This is a genomic window from Mycobacterium sp. 1165178.9 (genome assembly GCF_001673555.1).
Lineage (GTDB): Bacteria > Actinomycetota > Actinomycetes > Mycobacteriales > Mycobacteriaceae > Mycobacterium.
This window is the reverse complement of the sequence record NZ_LZMB01000176.1, coordinates 1-17,321: the sequence shown is the minus strand read 5'-3', so window position 1 is coordinate 17,321 and position 17,321 is coordinate 1. Positions and strand designations below refer to the sequence as shown.

At 66.1% G+C, this 17,321-nt stretch carries 18 protein-coding genes; 14 read left to right on the top strand and 4 right to left on the bottom strand.

Features of this window, described 5'->3' with window-relative positions; all coding sequences use genetic code 11:
• The coding region (locus A5652_RS08665; RefSeq protein WP_369805768.1) for a TetR/AcrR family transcriptional regulator at positions 1 to 489 on the bottom strand (489 nt) is incomplete at its 3' end.
• A gap of 143 nt (positions 490 to 632) precedes the next feature.
• Between A5652_RS08665 and A5652_RS08660 the strand changes: the two genes are divergently transcribed.
• Complete coding sequence (locus A5652_RS08660) at positions 633 to 1,949, top strand: cytochrome P450 (RefSeq protein WP_067349261.1); 1,317 nt, start codon at positions 633 to 635, stop codon at positions 1,947 to 1,949.
• Positions 1,950 to 1,986: 37 nt separating this feature from the next.
• Here the strand turns inward: A5652_RS08660 and msrA are convergent, their stop codons facing one another.
• On the bottom strand, positions 1,987 to 2,499 hold the full coding sequence (gene msrA / locus A5652_RS08655) for a peptide-methionine (S)-S-oxide reductase MsrA (protein WP_067130341.1): 513 nt from the start codon (positions 2,497 to 2,499) through the stop codon (positions 1,987 to 1,989).
• Positions 2,500 to 2,586: 87 nt separating this feature from the next.
• Here msrA and A5652_RS08650 point away from each other — a divergent pair, with 87 nt between their 5' ends.
• From A5652_RS08650 to A5652_RS08635, 4 genes are all read left to right on the top strand, one after another.
• Complete coding sequence (locus tag A5652_RS08650; protein WP_067349256.1) at positions 2,587 to 3,093, top strand: nuclear transport factor 2 family protein; 507 nt, start codon at positions 2,587 to 2,589, stop codon at positions 3,091 to 3,093.
• The gene (locus A5652_RS08645) at positions 3,090 to 4,109 is read left to right on the top strand and encodes an NAD-dependent epimerase/dehydratase family protein (RefSeq protein WP_067349254.1); all 1,020 of its coding nucleotides are present in this window, start codon (positions 3,090 to 3,092) and stop codon (positions 4,107 to 4,109) included. Before A5652_RS08650 ends, A5652_RS08645 begins: the two co-directional genes overlap by 4 nt.
• A 79-nt stretch (positions 4,110 to 4,188) precedes the next feature.
• Entirely contained in the window at positions 4,189 to 5,034 is an 846-nt protein-coding gene (locus tag A5652_RS08640) for a class I SAM-dependent methyltransferase (protein WP_067349250.1), read from the top strand.
• Positions 5,035 to 5,064: 30 nt separating this feature from the next.
• Positions 5,065 to 5,445 carry a DUF427 domain-containing protein gene (locus A5652_RS08635; RefSeq protein ID WP_067349246.1) on the top strand — a complete coding sequence of 127 codons (381 nt, stop codon included), beginning with the start codon at positions 5,065 to 5,067 and terminating at the stop codon, positions 5,443 to 5,445.
• Here A5652_RS08635 and A5652_RS08630 read toward each other — a convergent pair.
• Entirely contained in the window at positions 5,439 to 5,837 is a 399-nt protein-coding gene (locus tag A5652_RS08630) for a nuclear transport factor 2 family protein (protein ID WP_067349241.1), read from the bottom strand. The genes A5652_RS08635 and A5652_RS08630 overlap by 7 nt on opposite strands.
• Positions 5,838 to 5,900: 63 nt before the next feature.
• On the opposite strand from A5652_RS08630, the gene A5652_RS08625 reads away from it, so the two are divergent.
• Together A5652_RS08625 and A5652_RS08620 are read left to right on the top strand one after the other, a co-directional pair.
• The gene (locus tag A5652_RS08625) at positions 5,901 to 6,812 is read left to right on the top strand and encodes a DNA-3-methyladenine glycosylase (protein WP_067349237.1); all 912 of its coding nucleotides are present in this window, start codon (positions 5,901 to 5,903) and stop codon (positions 6,810 to 6,812) included.
• An 88-nt stretch (positions 6,813 to 6,900) separates the two neighbouring features.
• Positions 6,901 to 7,449, top strand: coding sequence for a Dps family protein (locus A5652_RS08620; RefSeq protein ID WP_067349233.1), 549 nt, complete (start codon positions 6,901 to 6,903; stop codon positions 7,447 to 7,449).
• Between the two features lie 10 nt (positions 7,450 to 7,459).
• Here A5652_RS08620 and A5652_RS08615 read toward each other — a convergent pair whose 3' ends face one another.
• Positions 7,460 to 9,397, bottom strand: coding sequence for a chloride channel protein (locus A5652_RS08615; protein WP_232001124.1), 1,938 nt, complete (start codon positions 9,395 to 9,397; stop codon positions 7,460 to 7,462).
• A gap of 373 nt (positions 9,398 to 9,770) precedes the next feature.
• Here A5652_RS08615 and A5652_RS08610 point away from each other — a divergent pair, with 373 nt between their 5' ends.
• The 7 genes from A5652_RS08610 to A5652_RS08580 all read left to right on the top strand — a co-directional run.
• A complete protein-coding gene (locus A5652_RS08610; RefSeq protein WP_067349226.1) occupies positions 9,771 to 10,751 on the top strand; it encodes a pirin family protein in 981 nt (326 codons plus the stop codon).
• 2 nt (positions 10,752 to 10,753) lie between these two features.
• Positions 10,754 to 11,389: a TetR/AcrR family transcriptional regulator gene (locus A5652_RS08605; protein ID WP_067349223.1), complete on the top strand. Its 636-nt coding sequence runs from the start codon at positions 10,754 to 10,756 to the stop codon at positions 11,387 to 11,389.
• Positions 11,390 to 11,463: 74 nt separating this feature from the next.
• Positions 11,464 to 12,405 (top strand): class I SAM-dependent methyltransferase, encoded by a 942-nt coding sequence (locus tag A5652_RS08600; protein WP_067349220.1) that lies wholly within the window; start codon positions 11,464 to 11,466, stop codon positions 12,403 to 12,405.
• 27 nt (positions 12,406 to 12,432) lie between these two features.
• Complete coding sequence (locus tag A5652_RS08595; RefSeq protein WP_067349217.1) at positions 12,433 to 13,374, top strand: class I SAM-dependent methyltransferase; 942 nt, start codon at positions 12,433 to 12,435, stop codon at positions 13,372 to 13,374.
• Between the two features lie 93 nt (positions 13,375 to 13,467).
• Positions 13,468 to 15,027, top strand: a complete 1,560-nt coding sequence (locus A5652_RS08590; RefSeq protein WP_067349214.1) for an LCP family protein — start codon at positions 13,468 to 13,470, stop codon at positions 15,025 to 15,027.
• A 162-nt stretch (positions 15,028 to 15,189) separates the two neighbouring features.
• The gene (locus tag A5652_RS08585) at positions 15,190 to 16,614 is read left to right on the top strand and encodes an aldehyde dehydrogenase family protein (protein WP_067349210.1); all 1,425 of its coding nucleotides are present in this window, start codon (positions 15,190 to 15,192) and stop codon (positions 16,612 to 16,614) included.
• A 62-nt stretch (positions 16,615 to 16,676) separates the two neighbouring features.
• Positions 16,677 to 17,321: SDR family NAD(P)-dependent oxidoreductase (locus A5652_RS08580; protein WP_067349259.1), on the top strand; the 645-nt coding region annotated here is incomplete at its 3' end.

The window sequence follows — 17,321 nt, the reverse complement described above, 5'->3', positions numbered from 1 at the left end:
TTGCGCGGTTTGCAGCTGTTGACCAGCCTGCTGATTGACCTCAGCGCCAGTCCCGGGTTCGGGCGTGCGAAGCTGCCTCCGTTGACCGCGCCGCTGGACCGGCCGAGCGGCCGCCCCCAGCGAGGGCAATTCACGGATCCAGCTCAACGTGATGGCAGGCCGCGCCTCGATATATCCGACGTAGGCCTCGACCGCCTGGCGGATCTGCACGTGCCAATCGGCCTCGGGATCGACGGATGCGGTGATTGTCGCGCCCAGTTTCTCGATGTCGACGGCCAGCAGCTCGAGGAAGCACTCCTCCTTGCCGGCGAAGTGGTCGTAGAACGTGCGCTTGGACGTGCGTGCGTGGCGGACCACATCGGCGACCGTGCTCGCGCGGTAGCCGCGCTCGGTGATGGCGGTGGCCAGACCGTCGAGCAGCCGTTGCCGAAATGGATCCGGCTCGGTCGGTGCGTCGTTCGCAATCGCGTCGGCGGCAGTCGCGGTCACCGCTGGTGTCACGCGGACGCCCCCTTCGCTGAGTGCGGCACCTTGTCAGGTTTGGTACTTCAGAGTACCGTACGAGGAAGATGCTGCGGTACATCGCCGTACCAGCCCCGTCGCCGGGGCCGATGTTGGGAGACGCCCTCGTCATGAGCCACCAAGTCGCCGCCCCGCCGGCCGTCAACCTGCCTCCGGCGGTCCGGATCCCCAAGGTGCTTCAGGGTCTGGGCTTTTCGGTCTCGCGACGCTGGATGATCCAACAGCTGGCGCGCCGCCACGGCGATGTGTTCACGCTCAACCTGCCGATGTACGGGCGCGTGATCGCCGTCGGTGACCCGCAGCTGGCGAAGCAGATTTTCACGACGAGCCCCGATGAGCTCGGCAACATCCAGCCCAATCTGGGCAGGCTGTTCGGCACCGGCTCCGTCTTCGCGCTCGAGGGCGACGAACATCGCCAGCGGCGTCGGCTGTTGGCGCCGCCGTTCCACGGCAAGAGCATGAAGAAGTACGAAAGCATCATCGAAGAAGAGACGCTGCGCGAGATCGCTGAGTGGCCGCAGGGCAGCCCATTCCCAACGCTGCCGCCGATGATGCGGATCACGCTGAACGCCATTCTGCGCGCGGTTTTCGGTGCGGAAGGCGCCGAACTCGACGAGCTGCGCCGGCTCATTCCGCCGTGGGTCACCCTGGGATCGCGGCTTGCGTCGGTGCCGATGCCCAAACGGCAATTAGGCAGGTACAGCCCGTGGGGCCGGCTGGCCGAATGGCGACGCCGCTACGACAAAGTCATCGACAAGTTGATCGACGACGAACGGGCCGATTCGCAGTTCGCCGCGCGGACCGACGTCCTGGCGATGCTGCTGCGTACCACGTACGAAGATGGTTCGGCCATGTCACGCAAGGACATTGGCGACGAGCTGCTCGCCCTGCTGGCGGCCGGACACGAAACCACCGCGTCCACGCTGGGCTGGGCGTTCGAGCGGATAAGCCGGCACCCCGAGCTGCTGAAGGCGCTCGTCGAAGAGGCCGACAACGGCGGCAGCGAGCTGCGTCAGGCCACGATCTTGGAGGTCCAGCGGGCCAGGACGGTGATCGACCTCGCCGGTCGCCACGTCTACCCCGAGACCTTCCAGCTCGGCGAATGGGTGATTCCGCGTGGCGATTCGATCATCGTCGGAATCGGGCAGATTCACAGCAACCCCGACGTGTTCCCCGATCCCGACCGTTTCGATCCGCAACGCTTTATCGGGACCAAGCCGTCGGCGTTGTCGTGGATCCCGTTCGGTGGCGGGACCCGCCGCTGTGTGGGGGCGGCGTTTGCCAACATGGAGATGGACGTGGTGCTTCGAACAGTGTTGCGCCGCTTGACCATTGAGACGACGGACGCCCCGGATGAGCGCTGGCATGGCCGCGGGGTAGCGTTCACCCCGAAGGACGGCGGCCGGATTGTGGTGCGCCCGCGCTGAACTCGGCGCTGGCAGTGCCGGGAGGAGCCGGGCGCCGCTACTGGTCCGCGGTCGCCCGGCGCGGCAGCTTCCAGCCCGGGCGGATGAAGTGGCAGGTGTATCCGTTGGGATAGTGCTGCAGGTAGTCCTGGTGTTCGGGCTCGGCTTCCCAGAAGTCGCCGGCCGGGCTGACCTCCGTCACCACCTTGCCGGGCCACAGCCCGGACGCCTCGACGTCTGCGATGGTGTCCAGCGCGATCCGCTTCTGGTCCTCGTCGAGATAGAAGATGGCCGACCGGTAACTGGCACCCCGATCGTTGCCCTGCCGGTCTTTCGTTGTCGGATCGTGGATCTGGAAGAAGAACTCCAGCATCGTGCGATAGTCGGTGACCGCCGGGTCATAGACGATCTCGATGGCCTCGGCGTGCGTGCCGTGGTTGCGGTAGGTCGCATTGGGGACGTCACCGCCGGTGTAACCGACCCGGGTCGAAACCACGCCCGGCTGCTTGCGGATCAATTCCTGCATCCCCCAAAAGCAGCCGCCGGCGAGAATCGCTTTTTGGTTGGTCATCCTTCGTCCTCCATAACCGGCTAGCACTCGGGCAGGAACAAGGCCAGGCTACACTCCGCCGATGAGCTGCAACGGTGCCGCGAAATCATGACCACATCCAGGTTCTCCCGTAGCGAACTGGCCGCCGCGTTCGAAAAATTCGAAGCGACGGTCGATGCGGCGGCGCAATCGCAGGACTGGGACGCGTGGGTCCAGCACTACACACCCGACGTCCTGTACATCGAACACGCGGCCGGCACCATGCATGGCCGCGATGAGGTCCGCGAGTGGATCAGCCGGACGATGGGCAGCTTTCCCGGTAGTCACATGGTCGCGTTTCCGTCGCTGTGGTCGGTGATCGACGAGGAAGGCGGGCGCATCATCATGGAACTCGACAACCCCATGCGCGATCCCGGTGACGGCACAGTCATCGGCGCAACGAACATCTCGATCATCACCTACGCCGGCGATGGCCTGTGGCGCCAACAGGAAGACATCTACAACCCGCTGCGCTTCGTGCAGGCCACGTTGAAGTGGTGCCGCAAGGCGCAGGAGCTCGGCACCCTCGACGACGCCGGCGCGCAATTCATGGAGCAGTACGGAGGCGCCCAATGAGCACCAAGCCCAAACTCGTCGTCGGCGCCAACGGCTTTCTGGGTTCACACGTCACCCGCCAGCTGGTCGCCGACGGCCATGAGGTGCGGGCCATGGTGCGCGAAGGCGCCAACACCCGATCTATTGACGACCTCGAACTCACCCGCTTTTGCGGCGACGTGTTCGATACTGCCGTGCTGCGGGAGGCGATGGACGGTGTCGACGACGTCTACTACTGCGTCGTTGACACCCGCGCATGGCTGCGCGATTCCTCGCCGCTGTTTCGCACCAACGTCGAAGGGCTGCGCAATGTCCTCGATGTGGCCGTCACGCAACCCGGCCTGCGCCGGTTCATCTTCACCAGCACCTACACGACCGTCGGGCGGCGCCGCGGACACGTCGCGACCGAAGAGGACATCATCGGCACCCGCGGGTTGTCGGACTACGTCCAGTCCCGGGTCCAGGCCGAGAACCTGGTGATGCGCTACGCGGCCGAATTCGGGCTGCCCGCGGTGGCGATGTGCGTGTCGACGACATACGGCAGCGGTGACTGGGGCCGCACCCCGCACGGTGCGTTCATCGCCGGCGCGGTCTTCGGCAAGCTGCCCTTCGCGATGGAGGGCATTGCGCTGGAGGCCGTCGGCGTCACCGACGCCGCCCGGGCCATGATCCTGGCCTCCGAACACGGGCGCATCGGCGAGCGGTACCTGATCTCCGAACGGATGATCGCGTTGAAAGAGGTGGTCCGCATCGCGGCCGACGAGGCCGGCGTGCCGCCGCCGCGGCGCTCCATCTCCGTCCCGACGCTGTATGCGCTGGGCGCGCTGGGCGACTTGCGGGCCCGCTTCACCGGCAAGGACGCCGAACTCAGCCTCGCGTCGGTGCGCATGATGCGCGCCGAGGCGCCCGTCGACCACAGCAAGGCCGTCCGCGAATTGGGCTGGCAGCCGCGCCCGGTCGAGGAATCCATTCGCGAGGCGGCCCGGTTCTGGGCGGCGATGCGAAATGCCAAGAGCCGGAGCACGACTCCCCGCTGAACACCACGCCGACCACCGTTCAGGACGCGGCGCGGCGCTGAAAGTGGGACTAGTCTCGGGCGTTGTGACTGCCGCGCGAGTGCCTGTCGATCTCACCGGGGCGCCCCAGACTATGTTGGCGACGTTCTATGCGAAGGCGCTTGACGCCGACTTTGCGAAACCGATTCTGGGCGATCGGTACGCGAAGGAGATCGTCGAGCGCATCGACTACGACTGGAAGAAAACCACCATCACACCGCGGCGGGCACCGTCGGTCACCACCCGGTCGGCGCACTTCGACCAGTGGACGCGCAAATTCCTTGCCGCGCATCCGCATTCGATCGTGCTGCACCTGGGCTGCGGGCTCGACAGCCGGTTTTTCCGCCTGCAGCCGGGCCCGGACGTCGAATGGTACGACGTCGATTACCCCGAGGTCATAGCGTTGCGCACCCAGCTCTATCCCAGCCGCGATCACTATCGCGTCATTGCCGCCTCGGTCACCGACCCGGCATGGCTGGCGGAAATTCCCGCCGACCGTCCCACACTGCTGATCGGGGAGGGGCTGACGATGTACCTCACCCGGCAGGACGGCACCGCGCTGCTGCGCCGGGCGGTCTGCCGGTTCGGTTCGGGTGAGCTGCAGTTCGACGCCTTCAATTGGCTCGGGATCAAGTCGCAGTGGCTCAACACCGTGGTGCGGCGGTCGGGGTCCACGCTGCGCTGGGCGATCAACGGGCCCGACGACATCGTCGAAGCCGTGCCAGGGGTGCGGCTGCTGGCCTGGGAACGATGGTTCGAGTCGTACACCTTCGCGCAGCTGCCCCGCTCATCCCGAGCCTTGGGCAAGATCATGTCGCTGTTTCCCGCGGTGGCAAACATGGCGCAATATCACCGCTACGCATTTGGTCCGGCAGGACGGGAAGCCCTGATGCCCGACGCGCGTTGAAGACCGGTATACGTCTAAGGAGGAACCACCATGGCCCACCCGGAAATCAAAGAACCCAGCGCGGGGCACCCGATCACCATCGAGCCGACCAAGGGACGGGTGCAGGTGCGCGTCAATGGCGAGCTGGTCGCCGACACCACCGCGGCACTGGAACTACGCGAAGCTACTTTGCCTGCGGTGCAATACATTCCGATCGCCGATGTGGTGCAGGACCGGCTCAGCCGGACGGACACCAGCACCTACTGCCCCTTCAAGGGCGACGCGAGCTATTACAGCGTGACCACCTCGGCCGGTGACACCGTCGACGATGTGATTTGGACTTACGAGCAGCCATATCCCGCGGTCGCGGCGATTGCCGGGCATGTGGCGTTCTACCCCACCAAGGCCGACATCAGCGTCTCGGCTCAGTAGGGGATCCATCCGGGCAGGGCAGCGGCGACCGCGCGGGTGTCGCTGTACAAACGCATGGAGACGATCAGTCCGTCGCGGGTGTCGAAGATGCATACGAACGGGCTGTCGAACTCGCGGCCGTCGGAGGTGGTGCCGGTCGCCTGCGCCTCCACCACCACGGTCTCTCCCTCGTTGACGCAGCGCACCAAGTCGATGATCAGCTCGAGGTCTTTCTTGCGTCGCTCGATCGCCTGCCGAAAGGTGGCCTTGTCGCAGGGGGTGCGCGTGTAGAGGGTCCAGTAGGTGAAGTCCTCACTGAGCAGCGTGAAGCCCTCGTCCAGATCGCCGTCGTCGCTGACGGTCTGCAAGAACATCCAAGCCAGTTCGCCCTGCGGGTCATCGAACGGCGTCATCACAACGCAATATTGACTTGGACCGCAGTTCACGGTCAATCAGGGCAGTCGGAGAATCATCGGATGAAGAGCACGCGCACGGTCGTGTTCCCCGGAGCCGTCAGCTTCGGGCACACGTTGGCGCCACTTCGCCGAGGTCGCGGTGATCCGTGCTTCCAGGCTCCCGGTGACGGCTCGGTCTGGCGCACCAGCCTGCTGCCCAGCGGGTCCGTCACCGCCCGGATCAGCCGGGTCGCGCCCAATGCAGCGCAGGGTGTGGCGTGGGGCAGTGGCGCTGAGGAATTCATCGAAACGCTGCCCGCCATGTTGGGTCTCGAGGACGACGACTCGGACTTCATGCCGGGGCATCCGACCGTCGCGGCCGCCCACCGACGGGTTCCGCACTTGCGCCTGGGCCGCACCGGCCTGGTGCTCGAGGCCCTGATCCCCGCGATCATCGAGCAGCGGGTGCCCGGCGCCGATGCGTTTCGCTCGTGGCGGGTGCTGGTGACGAAGTACGGCACACCCGCACCGGGCCCGGCGCCGGCGGGGATGCGTGTGATGCCGCCGGCGCAGGTATGGCGACACATCCCGTCGTGGGAGTTCCATCGCGCCAACGTCGACCCGCGGCGGGCGCAGGCCGTGGTGGTCTGCGCGCGCCGGGCTTCGTCGCTGGAGCGGTTGGCGTCGCGGCCGGCCGGGCAGGCCCGGGAGGCGGTGATGTCGCTGCCGGGGGTGGGGGAGTGGACCGCGGCCGAGACCGCACAACGCGCCTTCGGAGACGCCGACGCCGTGTCGGTCGGCGACTACCACATTCCCAAAATGATCGGTTGGACCTTGCTGGGCCGCCCCGTCGACGACGCGGGCATGCTCGAACTGCTCGAGCCGATGCGACCCCACCGCCAGCGCGTGGTCCGGCTGCTCGAAGCCAGCGGGCTGGCGTACGAACCCCGCCGCGGCCCGCGGTTGCCGGTGCAGCAAATCCACTCGCTTTGATCCGTAGCGTTTTTCAGCGTGGCCATCGGGTACCCACCAGTGCAAGCAGCTGTGTGCGAACCAATGGAAGGAAGCTAGGAAGTACGCGATGACTCAGTTCACAATTCCGGGATTGACCGATAAGCAGGCGGCGCGGCTCACCGAACTGTTGCAGAAGCAACTCAGCACCTACAACGATCTCCATCTGACGCTGAAGCACATTCACTGGAACGTGGTCGGCCCGAACTTTATCGGCGTGCACGAGATGATCGACCCGCAGGTGGACACGGTGCGTGCGTTCGCCGACGATGTCGCCGAACGCATTGCGGCCCTTGGTGCTTCGCCGCAGGGGACGCCCGGCGCCATCATCAAGGACCGGTCGTGGGAGGACTACTCGGTCGGTCGAGACACGGTACAGGCCCACCTGGCCGCGTTGGACCTCGTCTACAACGGTGTAATCGAGGACATCCGCCAGTACATCGACGAGACAGACGAGCTCGACCAGGTGACCCAGGACCTGCTGATCGGCCAGGCGGGTCAGTTGGAGAAGTTCCAATGGTTCGTCCGGGCGCACCTGGAAAGCGCTGGCGGGGAACTGGCGCACCAGGGCAAGAGCACCGAGAAGGGCGCCGCAAGCAGCGCCCGTGGCAAATCCTGACGATTCCGTCTTACTGATCGGAATCGGCGCTACGCGAGCCATTCTGAGGCACCAGGACATTGATGCGGTCGCCGGTTGCGAGCCGTACGGCAGGATGGGCATCGACCAATCGGCGGTTGTGCATCACCGACACTGGGACGTGGCCAGGCGGCCAGGCGAGGTCGTTGAGTGTGCGCCCGACTGCGACGGAATCGGCCGCCAGGGTGTGTTCAACGATGCAATATCCATCGAGTTGACTCCCGGGATCATGTTCGGTCTCGGGCGTTCTCGCGTCGGCGCGCTCGCTGCCCTCAGGGCCGGCGGTGCCCCGTTCGGTGTCGGTGACATACGTGGCAACCGCGCGCAGTACGTTCTGGTTGGTCAGCCAACCCTGAACGCGCCGCGCGTCCGTGTCGATCACCGGTAAGCCGTCGCGGCCGTAGAGCACGAGCTGTCGCAACGCCTGGGCCAGGCTGTCGTTGGCAAACAGCGCCTGCGGTTCGCGGATCCGGGTCACGGGGCCAAGCAGCGAGGTCCAGTCGTGCGTGGCGCCATCTGTTGGGTGGGCGAGTTCAAGTGGCGCACTGAAGGGGTGCATAGCGTCAGCGACCGTGAGGTCAGCGAACGCGTGCGTTGGTGTGGGGCGATCGATATCGATGCCGCGGCGTAACAGCTTGGCGGTGTAGATGGTGCCGTAGGAAAGCCCGCGCGACACTGTGGTTCCGACGGCTACGGCCAACATGACCGGCAGCGTAAGGGTGAAGTCGCCGGTCATCTCGACGGTGCTGGCCAGTGCCGTGAGCGGGGCCCGGGCAGCGGACGCGAATACCGCGCCCATGCCGACAATGGCATAGAGTGCCGGATGCCCCACCGCCGTGCCGATGGTGTGCTGCACGATCAGGCCGAAGGCCATGCCCGAAGTTGCGCCAACGAACAACGACGGAGCGAAGACCCCGCCGGAGCCACCGATCCCGATGGTCAGGCTGCATGCCAACATTTTGCCGACGACGAGGATAACCAAAAACCAAATGGCGTAATGGCCGGCAAAGGCGGCGTACATGACCGGGTAGCCCACGCCGTAAAGCTGTGGCACGGCTAGCAGCAGCAGGCCGAGCACGATTCCGCCGACGGCCGGCCGCGCCCAATCCGGTCGTTGTCCCCATAGCCGGTCACACACGTCCTCGGTCTTGTACAGCACGTTCTTGAAGACAATGCCGAGCAAGCCGGCGAACGCCGCAAGAAGCCCCACCAACAAATAGTTGGCGATGTGATTGAGTTCGATGCCTGCGGGGAGCTGGGTGAGGAAGGGAGCTGAGCCGAAGAACACCCGGGCGATCACGTCGGCGACCATCGCCGAAAGCATGATGGTGAAGATCGCCTCGACGGAGAGTTCACGCAGGATCAGTTCGACGGCGAAGAACACCCCGGTGATCGGGGCGTTGAATGTTGCTGAGATGCCGCCGGCGGCTCCGCAGGCCACCAGCACCCTTAGCCGGTTCTCCGGCATCCGCACCCATTGACCGAAGCTCGACGCCAGCGCCGCGCCGATTTGCACGATCGGTCCCTCCCGACCGACCGAGCCGCCGGTGCCGATGCATACCGCAGAGGCCAGCGCCTTTACCACCGTCACTTGGGGACGGATGCGGCCACCGTTCTGCGCAACCGCGATCATGACTTCGGGCACGCCGTGGCCCCGCGCCTCCGGCGCGAACCGGCTGATGAGCGGCCCATACAGCAACCCGCCGAGCACAGGGATAACCGCGTAAAACGCGACTCCCAACCACGCCAGGTGATCGCTGGCCACCCACCCCTGCTGCCCGAACTCGTCGTTTCCGGTCGCGAGCCAGGTCAAACCAAACACCAGGTAACGGAAGGCCACCGCGCCGAGCCCGGCGCCAGCCCCCACCACGATCGCCACGCCGAACAATCCCAGTCGGTTCGCCCGCAACCAGCTGGCGACCTTGCCCATGGAACGGGCTAACGTTTGCTGCGTCCTTTCCGGACTGGCCGCTGACCTGTTTTGCTTCATCCCCCGGCACCCTTCTCAGCGGCCTTCTCAGATCGTCGCTCGAGGTCGTCTCGACCTCTCGATGGCCATGCGGGGTCGATGGACCTCGAGGCCCGACGCGACTGACCAACTTATTTATCTCGGCAAATATCGCCCTATCAAACTATCTGCCGCGACGCCGGCGTGCTGGTCGAGGGGGCAAACCCTACCGCGTCGGCCGTTTGTACGAGCCGTCCGACGTGCGCGGATTGAGGCCTCACGACCGGCGCAGGACCTTCCGGAATAAGTGGACCCTGGTCCGGTTATATAGGTATCCAATATATGAGGAGGCCAGATGCCCGCAGTCACGGCTAACACGCTGACGTTGCCCCGAGTCGGTGGTCCCGGCCCCGCCGACACCGAGCGGCCGGTCCGATCGATCACCACTTGCCCTCGCGGCTATGAGGGCGAGGGCTTTCCGGTTGTGCGCGCTTTCGCGGGAGTCAGCGCGGCCGCGCTCGACCCCTTCGTGCACATGGACCAGATGGGTGAGGTCGAGTACCAGCCCGGGGAACCGCGTGGCACCGATTGGCATCCGCACCGCGGCTTCGAAACCGTGACCTACATGCTCGATGGGAAATTTGCGCACCAGGACTCCCACGGCGGTGGCGGCCTGATCGCCGACGGTGCGACGCAGTGGATGACGGCCGGCTCCGGCATCCTGCACATCGAGACGCCGCCGGCCGAGCTGGTCGACAGCGGCGGGCTCTTCCACGGCGTCCAGCTCTGGGTGAACCTGCCGAAGAAAGACAAGTTCGCAGCCCCGCGGTACCAGTCGATCGAAGGCGGCGACGCCGCGCTGCTGGCCTCCGACGACGGCGGAGCGCTGATCCGCATCATCGCCGGCGAGATCGACGGCCACCTGGGCCCCGGTATCACCTACACGCCGATCACCCTCGCGCACGCGACGATCGAGAACGGGGCACGGCTCAACATCCCGTGGCAGCGCGACTTCAATGCGTTGGTCTATGTGCTGTCCGGTAGCGGGTACGTCGGCCCGGTCGCCCATCCGATCCATCAGGGGCAGTTAGCGGTCCTGGGGCCCGGCGATCGGGTCACTGTGGGGGCCCAGCAGGCCCCGGATCCGAGCCGGACAGCAATTGATTTGCTGCTCCTGGGTGGGCAGCCGATTCGCGAGCCGGTATTCCACTACGGGCCTTTCGTAATGAACACTCGCGCGGAATTGATCGAGGCGCTCGAGGACTACCAGGCCGGGAAGTTTGGCAGCATTCCGCCAAATGCGCTAATGCCACACCACGGCGGTGGCACACTTTAACAATGCTTCCACGGGGGACTCGCCGGCCGGGGCGTCCGCCCGCCGCGAAGGCCGACGAAACTCGGCAACGAATCATCCAAGCTGCTCGTTTGGTGTTCAGCGAGCGGGGCTACGACGGCGCGACGTTCCAGGCCATCGCCGCGCGCGCCGACCTCACGCGCCCCGCGATCAACCATTACTTCTCGAGCAAACGCGTGCTTTATCGCGAAGTGCTGCAAGAAACCAACGAATCCGTCATCGGGGCCGGCATCAAACAGGCAGAACGCGAAACCACCCTGGCGGCGCAGTTGACGGCATTCATCTCCGAAGCGACGAGAGCCAATTCCAAGAACCCCGCCGGATCCGCTTTTTTAGTTACGGGTGCACTGGAATCGCAGCGCCATCCGGATTTGATCGGAAGCGACGACGATTCCGTTCGGATTGCCCGCGATTTTCTTCGGGGCGTGATCAACGACGCGATCGAGCGCGGCGAAATCGTCGCCGGCATCGAGGCGTCGGCATTGGCCGAGGCACTCCTGGTGCTGGTCTGCGGGGTCGGTCTGTATGCGGGCTATGTAGAGAGCCCCGAAAACCTGTTGGCGCTCGTCGGTGTCATGCGTCAGCTCCTGGAAGGCGCGCTCCGGCGGCCCGAGGCCTAGCGCTCGCCGGCGCGCAGTGAAGTTGCGCACAAAGCGTATAGGCTAACTAACTTTCCCGGTACCATGGTCGGGATATGACTGATCTGGATGCCTCGTTGCCGCCTTCCGTACGGTCTGCCGGCGACAGCTGGACCATCACTGAACTCGTCGGTGCCACCGCGCTGGGCGTCGCCGCTTCGCGCGCGGCGGAAACCGCCGGGCCCGATCCGCTGATCCGCGACGACTTCGCGCGATTGCTGGTCTCGTCCGCCGGTCCGGCGTGGGCGCGGCTGGCCGACCCGGAGCTCGCCTGGCTCGACGGTGACGAGCACGGACAGCGCTCGCACCGATGCGGTATCAACTACCAGGCCGTGCGCACCCACTTCTTCGATCAGTATTTCGCGGACGCCGCCGGCGCCGGGATCCGGCAAGTGGTGATCCTGGCCGCCGGCCTCGACTCCAGGGCTTACCGGTTGGACTGGCCGGCCGGCACCACGGTCTACGAGATCGACCAGCCCCAGGTGCTGCAATACAAGGCCGACATCTTGTGCCAGCACGGCGCCGTGCCGTCCGCTATCCGGCATCCCGTCCCGGCGGATCTGCGTGACGATTGGCCCGCCGCACTGACCGCCGCCGGGTTCGACCGCAGCCGGGCGACCGCGTGGCTGGCCGAAGGGCTGCTCCCCTACCTGCCCAGCGACGCCCAGGACCGGCTGTTCGAGATGGTCACCGCGCTCAGCGCGCCGGACAGTCAGATCGCGATCGAGATGTTCGGCATGAACTCCCGGAGCAACTCGCAGCGCTGGCTGCGGATGCGGGACCGGCTCGGTTTGGACGTCAATGTCCAGGCGCTGACCTACCACGAGCCTGACCGTTCCGACGCCGCCGCATGGCTGGCCGACCACGGTTGGCGCGTGCACGGCGTGAGCAATCGCGAGGAGATGGCCCGGCTGGGCCGTCCAGTACCCGACGACCTGACCGACGAAGCGGTCCGCAGCACGTTGCTGCGGGCGCGTCTCGGCAAGCCCACCGCCTGACCAGGGATCGATCCAAGGAGCACCGCCATGAGTTCACTGCGCACCCACGACGACACATGGGACATCAAGAGCAGCGTCGGCACCACCGCGGTGATGGTGGCCGCGGCGCGCGCCGTCGAGACCGAACGTCCCGACGCACTCATCCGTGACCCGTACGCCAAGCTCCTGGTCACCAATGCCGGTGCCGGCGTCCTCTGGGAGGCGATGCTCGACCCCGAGATCGCGGCCAAGGTCGAAGCCCTGGACGAGGAGTCAGCGGCACACCTGCACCACATGCGTGGCTATCAAGCGGTGCGGACGCATTTCTTCGACACCTTCTTCGCCGACGCCGTCGCCACGCGGATCCGCCAGATCGTGATCCTGGCGTCGGGGCTGGATTCCCGGGCGTACCGGCTGGACTGGCCGGCCGGCACCACGGTCTACGAGCTCGACCAGCCCGAGGTGCTGGCCTACAAGTCGACCACCCTTGCGGAAAGTGGGGCCACCCCCTCGGCCGATCGCCGCGAAGTCGCCATCGACCTGCGTCAGGACTGGCCGGCCGCGCTGCGCGCCGCGGGCTTCGACCCCACCCAGCGCACCGCCTGGTTGGCCGAAGGCCTGCTGATGTACCTGCCGGCCGAGGCCCAGGACCGCTTGTTCACCCTGATCGGCGAGCTGAGCCCGGCCGGCAGCCGCGTCGCGGCGGAAACCGCGCCCAATCACGCCGACGAGCGGCGCCAGCAGATGCGGGAACGGTTCAAGAAGGTGGCCGACGAGCTCGGCATGGAGCAGACCCTCGACGTCGGCGAGCTGATGTACCGCGACGAACACCGCGCCGACGTCACCGACTGGCTCAACGAACACGGCTGGCGCGCGACGGCCGAGCACTCGACCGCCGCGATGCGCCGGCTGGGCCGCTGGATCGAAAACGTAGCGCTGGCCGACGACAAGGACGCCTTCTCCGACTTCGTGGTCGCCGAGCGCTTGTAAGGGCGCGCCCTTATGTGACGCCAACGCCCGTCGTTGGCTCGCGGCTGCGTTACCGGGAATTCCCCTGGTCATCGGGGACAATGGTCACTCATTATGGGCAGCGGCGGATCCGACCACTCGCGCCGCTTGGTGCTGAGAAAAGCTCGGTTGGTCGCCGCCACCGCGTCGGCGTTCGTCATGGCGATCACCGGCATGGGGTGGACGGGTTATCACACGGCCCTGGGCAAGATCATCATTTCGCACGCGCTGCCGAACGCGGCGAAGACGCTGGCCGGCAACCAGAATATTCTGCTGATGGGTCTGGACAGCCGGCTGGACCAAAACGGTAAGCCCCTGCCTCGAGAGATCTATGAGGCGCTGCACGCAGGTGACGAGACTTCGGGCGGCTACAACGCCAATGTCCTTATCGTCGTGCATATTTCGGATGGTGACGGACCGGTCACCGCGATATCGATTCCGCGCGACGACTACGCGGAGCTACCGGGCTGCCCAGGGTCGGTCTGCGCCGGCAAGATCAAGCAGGCATACGGGCTGGCCTACCAGCAGTCGCTGAATTCGCAGGCGGCCGGGAACTCGGGTGGGGCGGGCGCCAACAACTTGACGGCTCGCGAACAGACCGCCCGCGAGGCGGGCCGTAAGGCCGAAATCGACGCCGTCAAAAACTTTCTGGGCGTATCGATCGATCACTTCGTCGAGGTCACACTCGGCGCCTTCTTCCAGATCGCCAAAGCCGTCGAGCCGATCACCGTGTGCCTCAACGCCGATACGCGGGACGACTATTCGGGTGCCGACTTCCGCCAAGGGGTTCAGCGCATCGATGCCGCGGACGCGATGGCCTTCGTGCGGCAGCGGCGCGACGAAAACGACGGCTCATTCACTGATTTCGACCGGACGCGGCGGCAGCAGGCGTTCCTGGTTTCGTTGGTCGAGGCGGCTCGCAGAGGCGGTGCGCTGTCCACTGTGGGCGGGCTGCGCAAACTGCTCCAGGTCGCCCGCGACAACGTCGCCGTCGACGACGGGCTGGACATCATGGAATTCGCCTCCCGCGCCTCGCAATTGAGCGAGCGCCCGCTGTCCCTTTACACCCTGCCGATCGCCGGCTTCGGCAAAGACGCCAACGGGTCTGACATCAATCAGGTCGACCTTCCGACCATCCGGCGCATCGTCAACGAACGCTTCATGTCGGACACACCGGTCGCGCTCGAGGCCGTAGTACCAAACCCTCAGCCGCCGTCGGCCGAACCCGCGATTCTCGACGTCGTCAATGCCACCTCACGCGACGGGCTCGCGGGCGCCATCGAGGAGGCCTTCACCGGCCGGGGCTTCACCCGCGGCACCGCTACGACCGCGGCGGCCCCGGCCGACGACAGCACCATCGAATACGGTCCCGGGGCCGACCGGGCCGCCCAGGTCCTGGCCGATCAATTGCACGTGCCGGCGACGGCGAACGAGACCGTGGCCGCCGGGACGGTGCGCCTGACCGTGGGAACGCAGTTTCCCGCCGGCGACTACCTGGCCCACCCCGGCGCGCCTATCGACCCGTCCGGGTCGGGTCAGGTGAGTGCCGTGGCAGCTACCGGCACCGGCGACCGTGCCCCGGCGCCGACCGACCTGAGCCAAATGATCGCGGCGAGCGTCCCCTGCGTGAAGTAACCGCATGGGTCGTCGCGCCGGCGCGCCGAGGTTCTCCGACGACCTGACCCGGCGAGACCGGGGTTGGCCGGATCCTTTCTACTGCTCTCCCAACCGGATGGTTAGTATCGCGGTTATCACCGATGAGCGGCCGCCGTAGCGGGATTCTGCTCGGGAAGGACAATGATGACCACCGAATCGGTTGCATCGAAGACCTCCACATCCAACGGGACGGCTCAGCCGGCCGACATCCCGGCGACGGTCGCCCGGCTCCGCCGCACCTTCGCCACCGGCCGCACCCGCGACATCGAATGGCGCAAGCGCCAGCTGCTGCAGCTGGCGAAGCTGATGGAAGAGAACGAGGGCGCCATCGCGTCCGCCCTCGCCGAAGACCTGGACCGCAGTCCCTTCGAGGCCTTCATCGCCGACATCGCGACGACCGCCGGCGAGGCGAAGTATGCCGCCAAAAAGGTTCGGCGGTGGACGAAGCGCAGATACCAGTTGCTCGAGGTGCCGCAGTTGCCGGGCCGCGGCTGGATCGAATACGAGCCCTATGGCACGGTGCTGATCATCGGCGCCTGGAACTACCCGTTCTACCTGACGCTGGGTCCGGCGGTCGGCGCGATCGCCGCCGGGAACGCCGTCATCCTCAAGCCCTCGGAGATCGCCGCGGCGTCGGCACACCTAATGGCCGACTTGGTGCCGAAATATCTCGACAACGACGCCATCGCCGTGGTCGAGGGCGACGGCGCGACGAGCCAGGAGCTCATCGCACAGGGCCTGGACCGCGTGCTGTTCACCGGCGGTACCGAGGTCGGCCGCAAGGTTTACGAGGGCGCGGCCCCGCACCTGACTCCCTGCACCCTGGAACTCGGCGGCAAGAGCCCGGTGATCGTCGCGGCGGACGCCGACGTGGAGGTTGCGGCCAAGCGGATCGCCTGGATGAAACTGCTAAACGCCGGACAAACTTGTGTCGCACCAGATTACGTGTTGGCGGATGCCACTATTCGCGACGAGCTGGTCAGCAAGATCGGCGCCGCCATCACCAAGTTCACCTCCGACAAACCCGACGGCATGCGGATCGTCAACCAGCGGCAGTTCGACCGGATCAGCGGCTACCTGTCCGGCGGCGACGGCAAGGTCGTCGTCGGCGGTGAGTGTGACGCGGCAAGCCTGCGCATCCAGCCGGCCGTCGTGGTGGACCCCGATCCGGACGGCCCGCTGATGCAGAACGAGATCTTCGGGCCGGTCCTGCCTGTCGTCACTGTCCAAAACCTGGACGAAGCAATACGTTTCGTCAACTCGCGGCCCAAGCCCCTGTCGGCTTACCTGTTCACCAAGACGCGCGAGACGCGCGAGCGAGTGATCAAGGAGGTGCCGGCCGGCGGCATGCTGGTCAACCACCTCGCCTTCCAGGTGTCGACGGCCAAGCTGCCCTTCGGTGGCGTCGGCGCATCGGGCATGGGCGCCTACCACGGCAAGTTCGGCTTCGAGGAGTTCAGCCACCGCAAGTCGGTGCTGACCAAGCCGACCCGCCCGGACCTGTCGAGCTTCATTTACCCGCCCTACACCGCCCGCGCCATGAAGATGGCCCGCCGGATGTTCTAGGGATTGTTCTGCCGCACCAAATCGCTTGCTAGACACAACGTTTCATACCGGAGAGGAAACTTATGCCTGGAGTGCAGGATCGCGTCATCATCGTCACCGGAGCCGGTGGAGGACTGGGTCGTGACTACGCCCTGACCCTGGCCAGGGAGGGCGCCAGCGTCGTCGTCAACGACCTCGGTGGTTCGCGCGACGGCACCGGCGCCGGCCACAACATGGCCGACGATGTGGTCAAGGAGATCAAGGACGCCGGCGGGCGGGCTGTCGCCAACTACGACAGCGTCGCCGAATCCGAGGGCGCCGAGAACATCATCAAAACCGCGCTCGACGAATTCGGCGCCGTGCACGGCGTGGTCAGCAACGCCGGCATCCTGCGCGACGGCACCTTCCACAAGATGTCCTTCGAGAACTGGGACGCGGTGCTCAAGGTGCACCTCTACGGTGGCTATAACGTCATCCGCGCCGCATGGCCGCACTTTCGTGAGCAGAGCTACGGCCGCGTGGTCGTCGCCACCTCCACCAGCGGGCTGTTCGGCAACTTCGGCCAAACCAACTACGGTGCGGCCAAACTCGGCCTGGTCGGCTTGATCAACAGCCTGGCGCTCGAGGGTGCGAAGTACAACATCCGCGCCAACGCGGTCGCCCCGATCGCGGCGACCCGGATGACCGAAGACATCCTGCCGAAGGAAGTTCTCGAGAAGCTGACGCCC

Bases quoted from the DNA above. Each gene is read 5' to 3' on its own strand.
- A5652_RS08635 (WP_067349246.1), top strand. From the start codon at position 5,065: ATGGCCCACCCGGAAATCAAAGAACCCAGCGCGGGGCACCCGATCACC.
- A5652_RS08620 (WP_067349233.1), top strand. From the start codon at position 6,901: ATGACTCAGTTCACAATTCCGGGATTGACCGATAAGCAGGCGGCGCGG.
- A5652_RS08610 (WP_067349226.1), top strand. From the start codon at position 9,771: ATGCCCGCAGTCACGGCTAACACGCTGACGTTGCCCCGAGTCGGTGGT.
- A5652_RS08595 (WP_067349217.1), top strand. From the start codon at position 12,433: ATGAGTTCACTGCGCACCCACGACGACACATGGGACATCAAGAGCAGC.
- A5652_RS08625 (WP_067349237.1), top strand. From the start codon at position 5,901: ATGAAGAGCACGCGCACGGTCGTGTTCCCCGGAGCCGTCAGCTTCGGG.
- A5652_RS08630 (WP_067349241.1), bottom strand. From the start codon at position 5,837: ATGACGCCGTTCGATGACCCGCAGGGCGAACTGGCTTGGATGTTCTTG.
- A5652_RS08605 (WP_067349223.1), top strand. From the start codon at position 10,754: ATGCTTCCACGGGGGACTCGCCGGCCGGGGCGTCCGCCCGCCGCGAAG.
- A5652_RS08590 (WP_067349214.1), top strand. From the start codon at position 13,468: ATGGGCAGCGGCGGATCCGACCACTCGCGCCGCTTGGTGCTGAGAAAA.
- A5652_RS08650 (WP_067349256.1), top strand. From the start codon at position 2,587: ATGACCACATCCAGGTTCTCCCGTAGCGAACTGGCCGCCGCGTTCGAA.
- A5652_RS08660 (WP_067349261.1), top strand. From the start codon at position 633: ATGAGCCACCAAGTCGCCGCCCCGCCGGCCGTCAACCTGCCTCCGGCG.
- A5652_RS08645 (WP_067349254.1), top strand. From the start codon at position 3,090: ATGAGCACCAAGCCCAAACTCGTCGTCGGCGCCAACGGCTTTCTGGGT.
- msrA (WP_067130341.1), bottom strand. From the start codon at position 2,499: ATGACCAACCAAAAAGCGATTCTCGCCGGCGGCTGCTTTTGGGGGATG.
- A5652_RS08600 (WP_067349220.1), top strand. From the start codon at position 11,464: ATGACTGATCTGGATGCCTCGTTGCCGCCTTCCGTACGGTCTGCCGGC.
- A5652_RS08585 (WP_067349210.1), top strand. From the start codon at position 15,190: ATGATGACCACCGAATCGGTTGCATCGAAGACCTCCACATCCAACGGG.
- A5652_RS08615 (WP_232001124.1), bottom strand. From the start codon at position 9,397: ATGGGCAAGGTCGCCAGCTGGTTGCGGGCGAACCGACTGGGATTGTTC.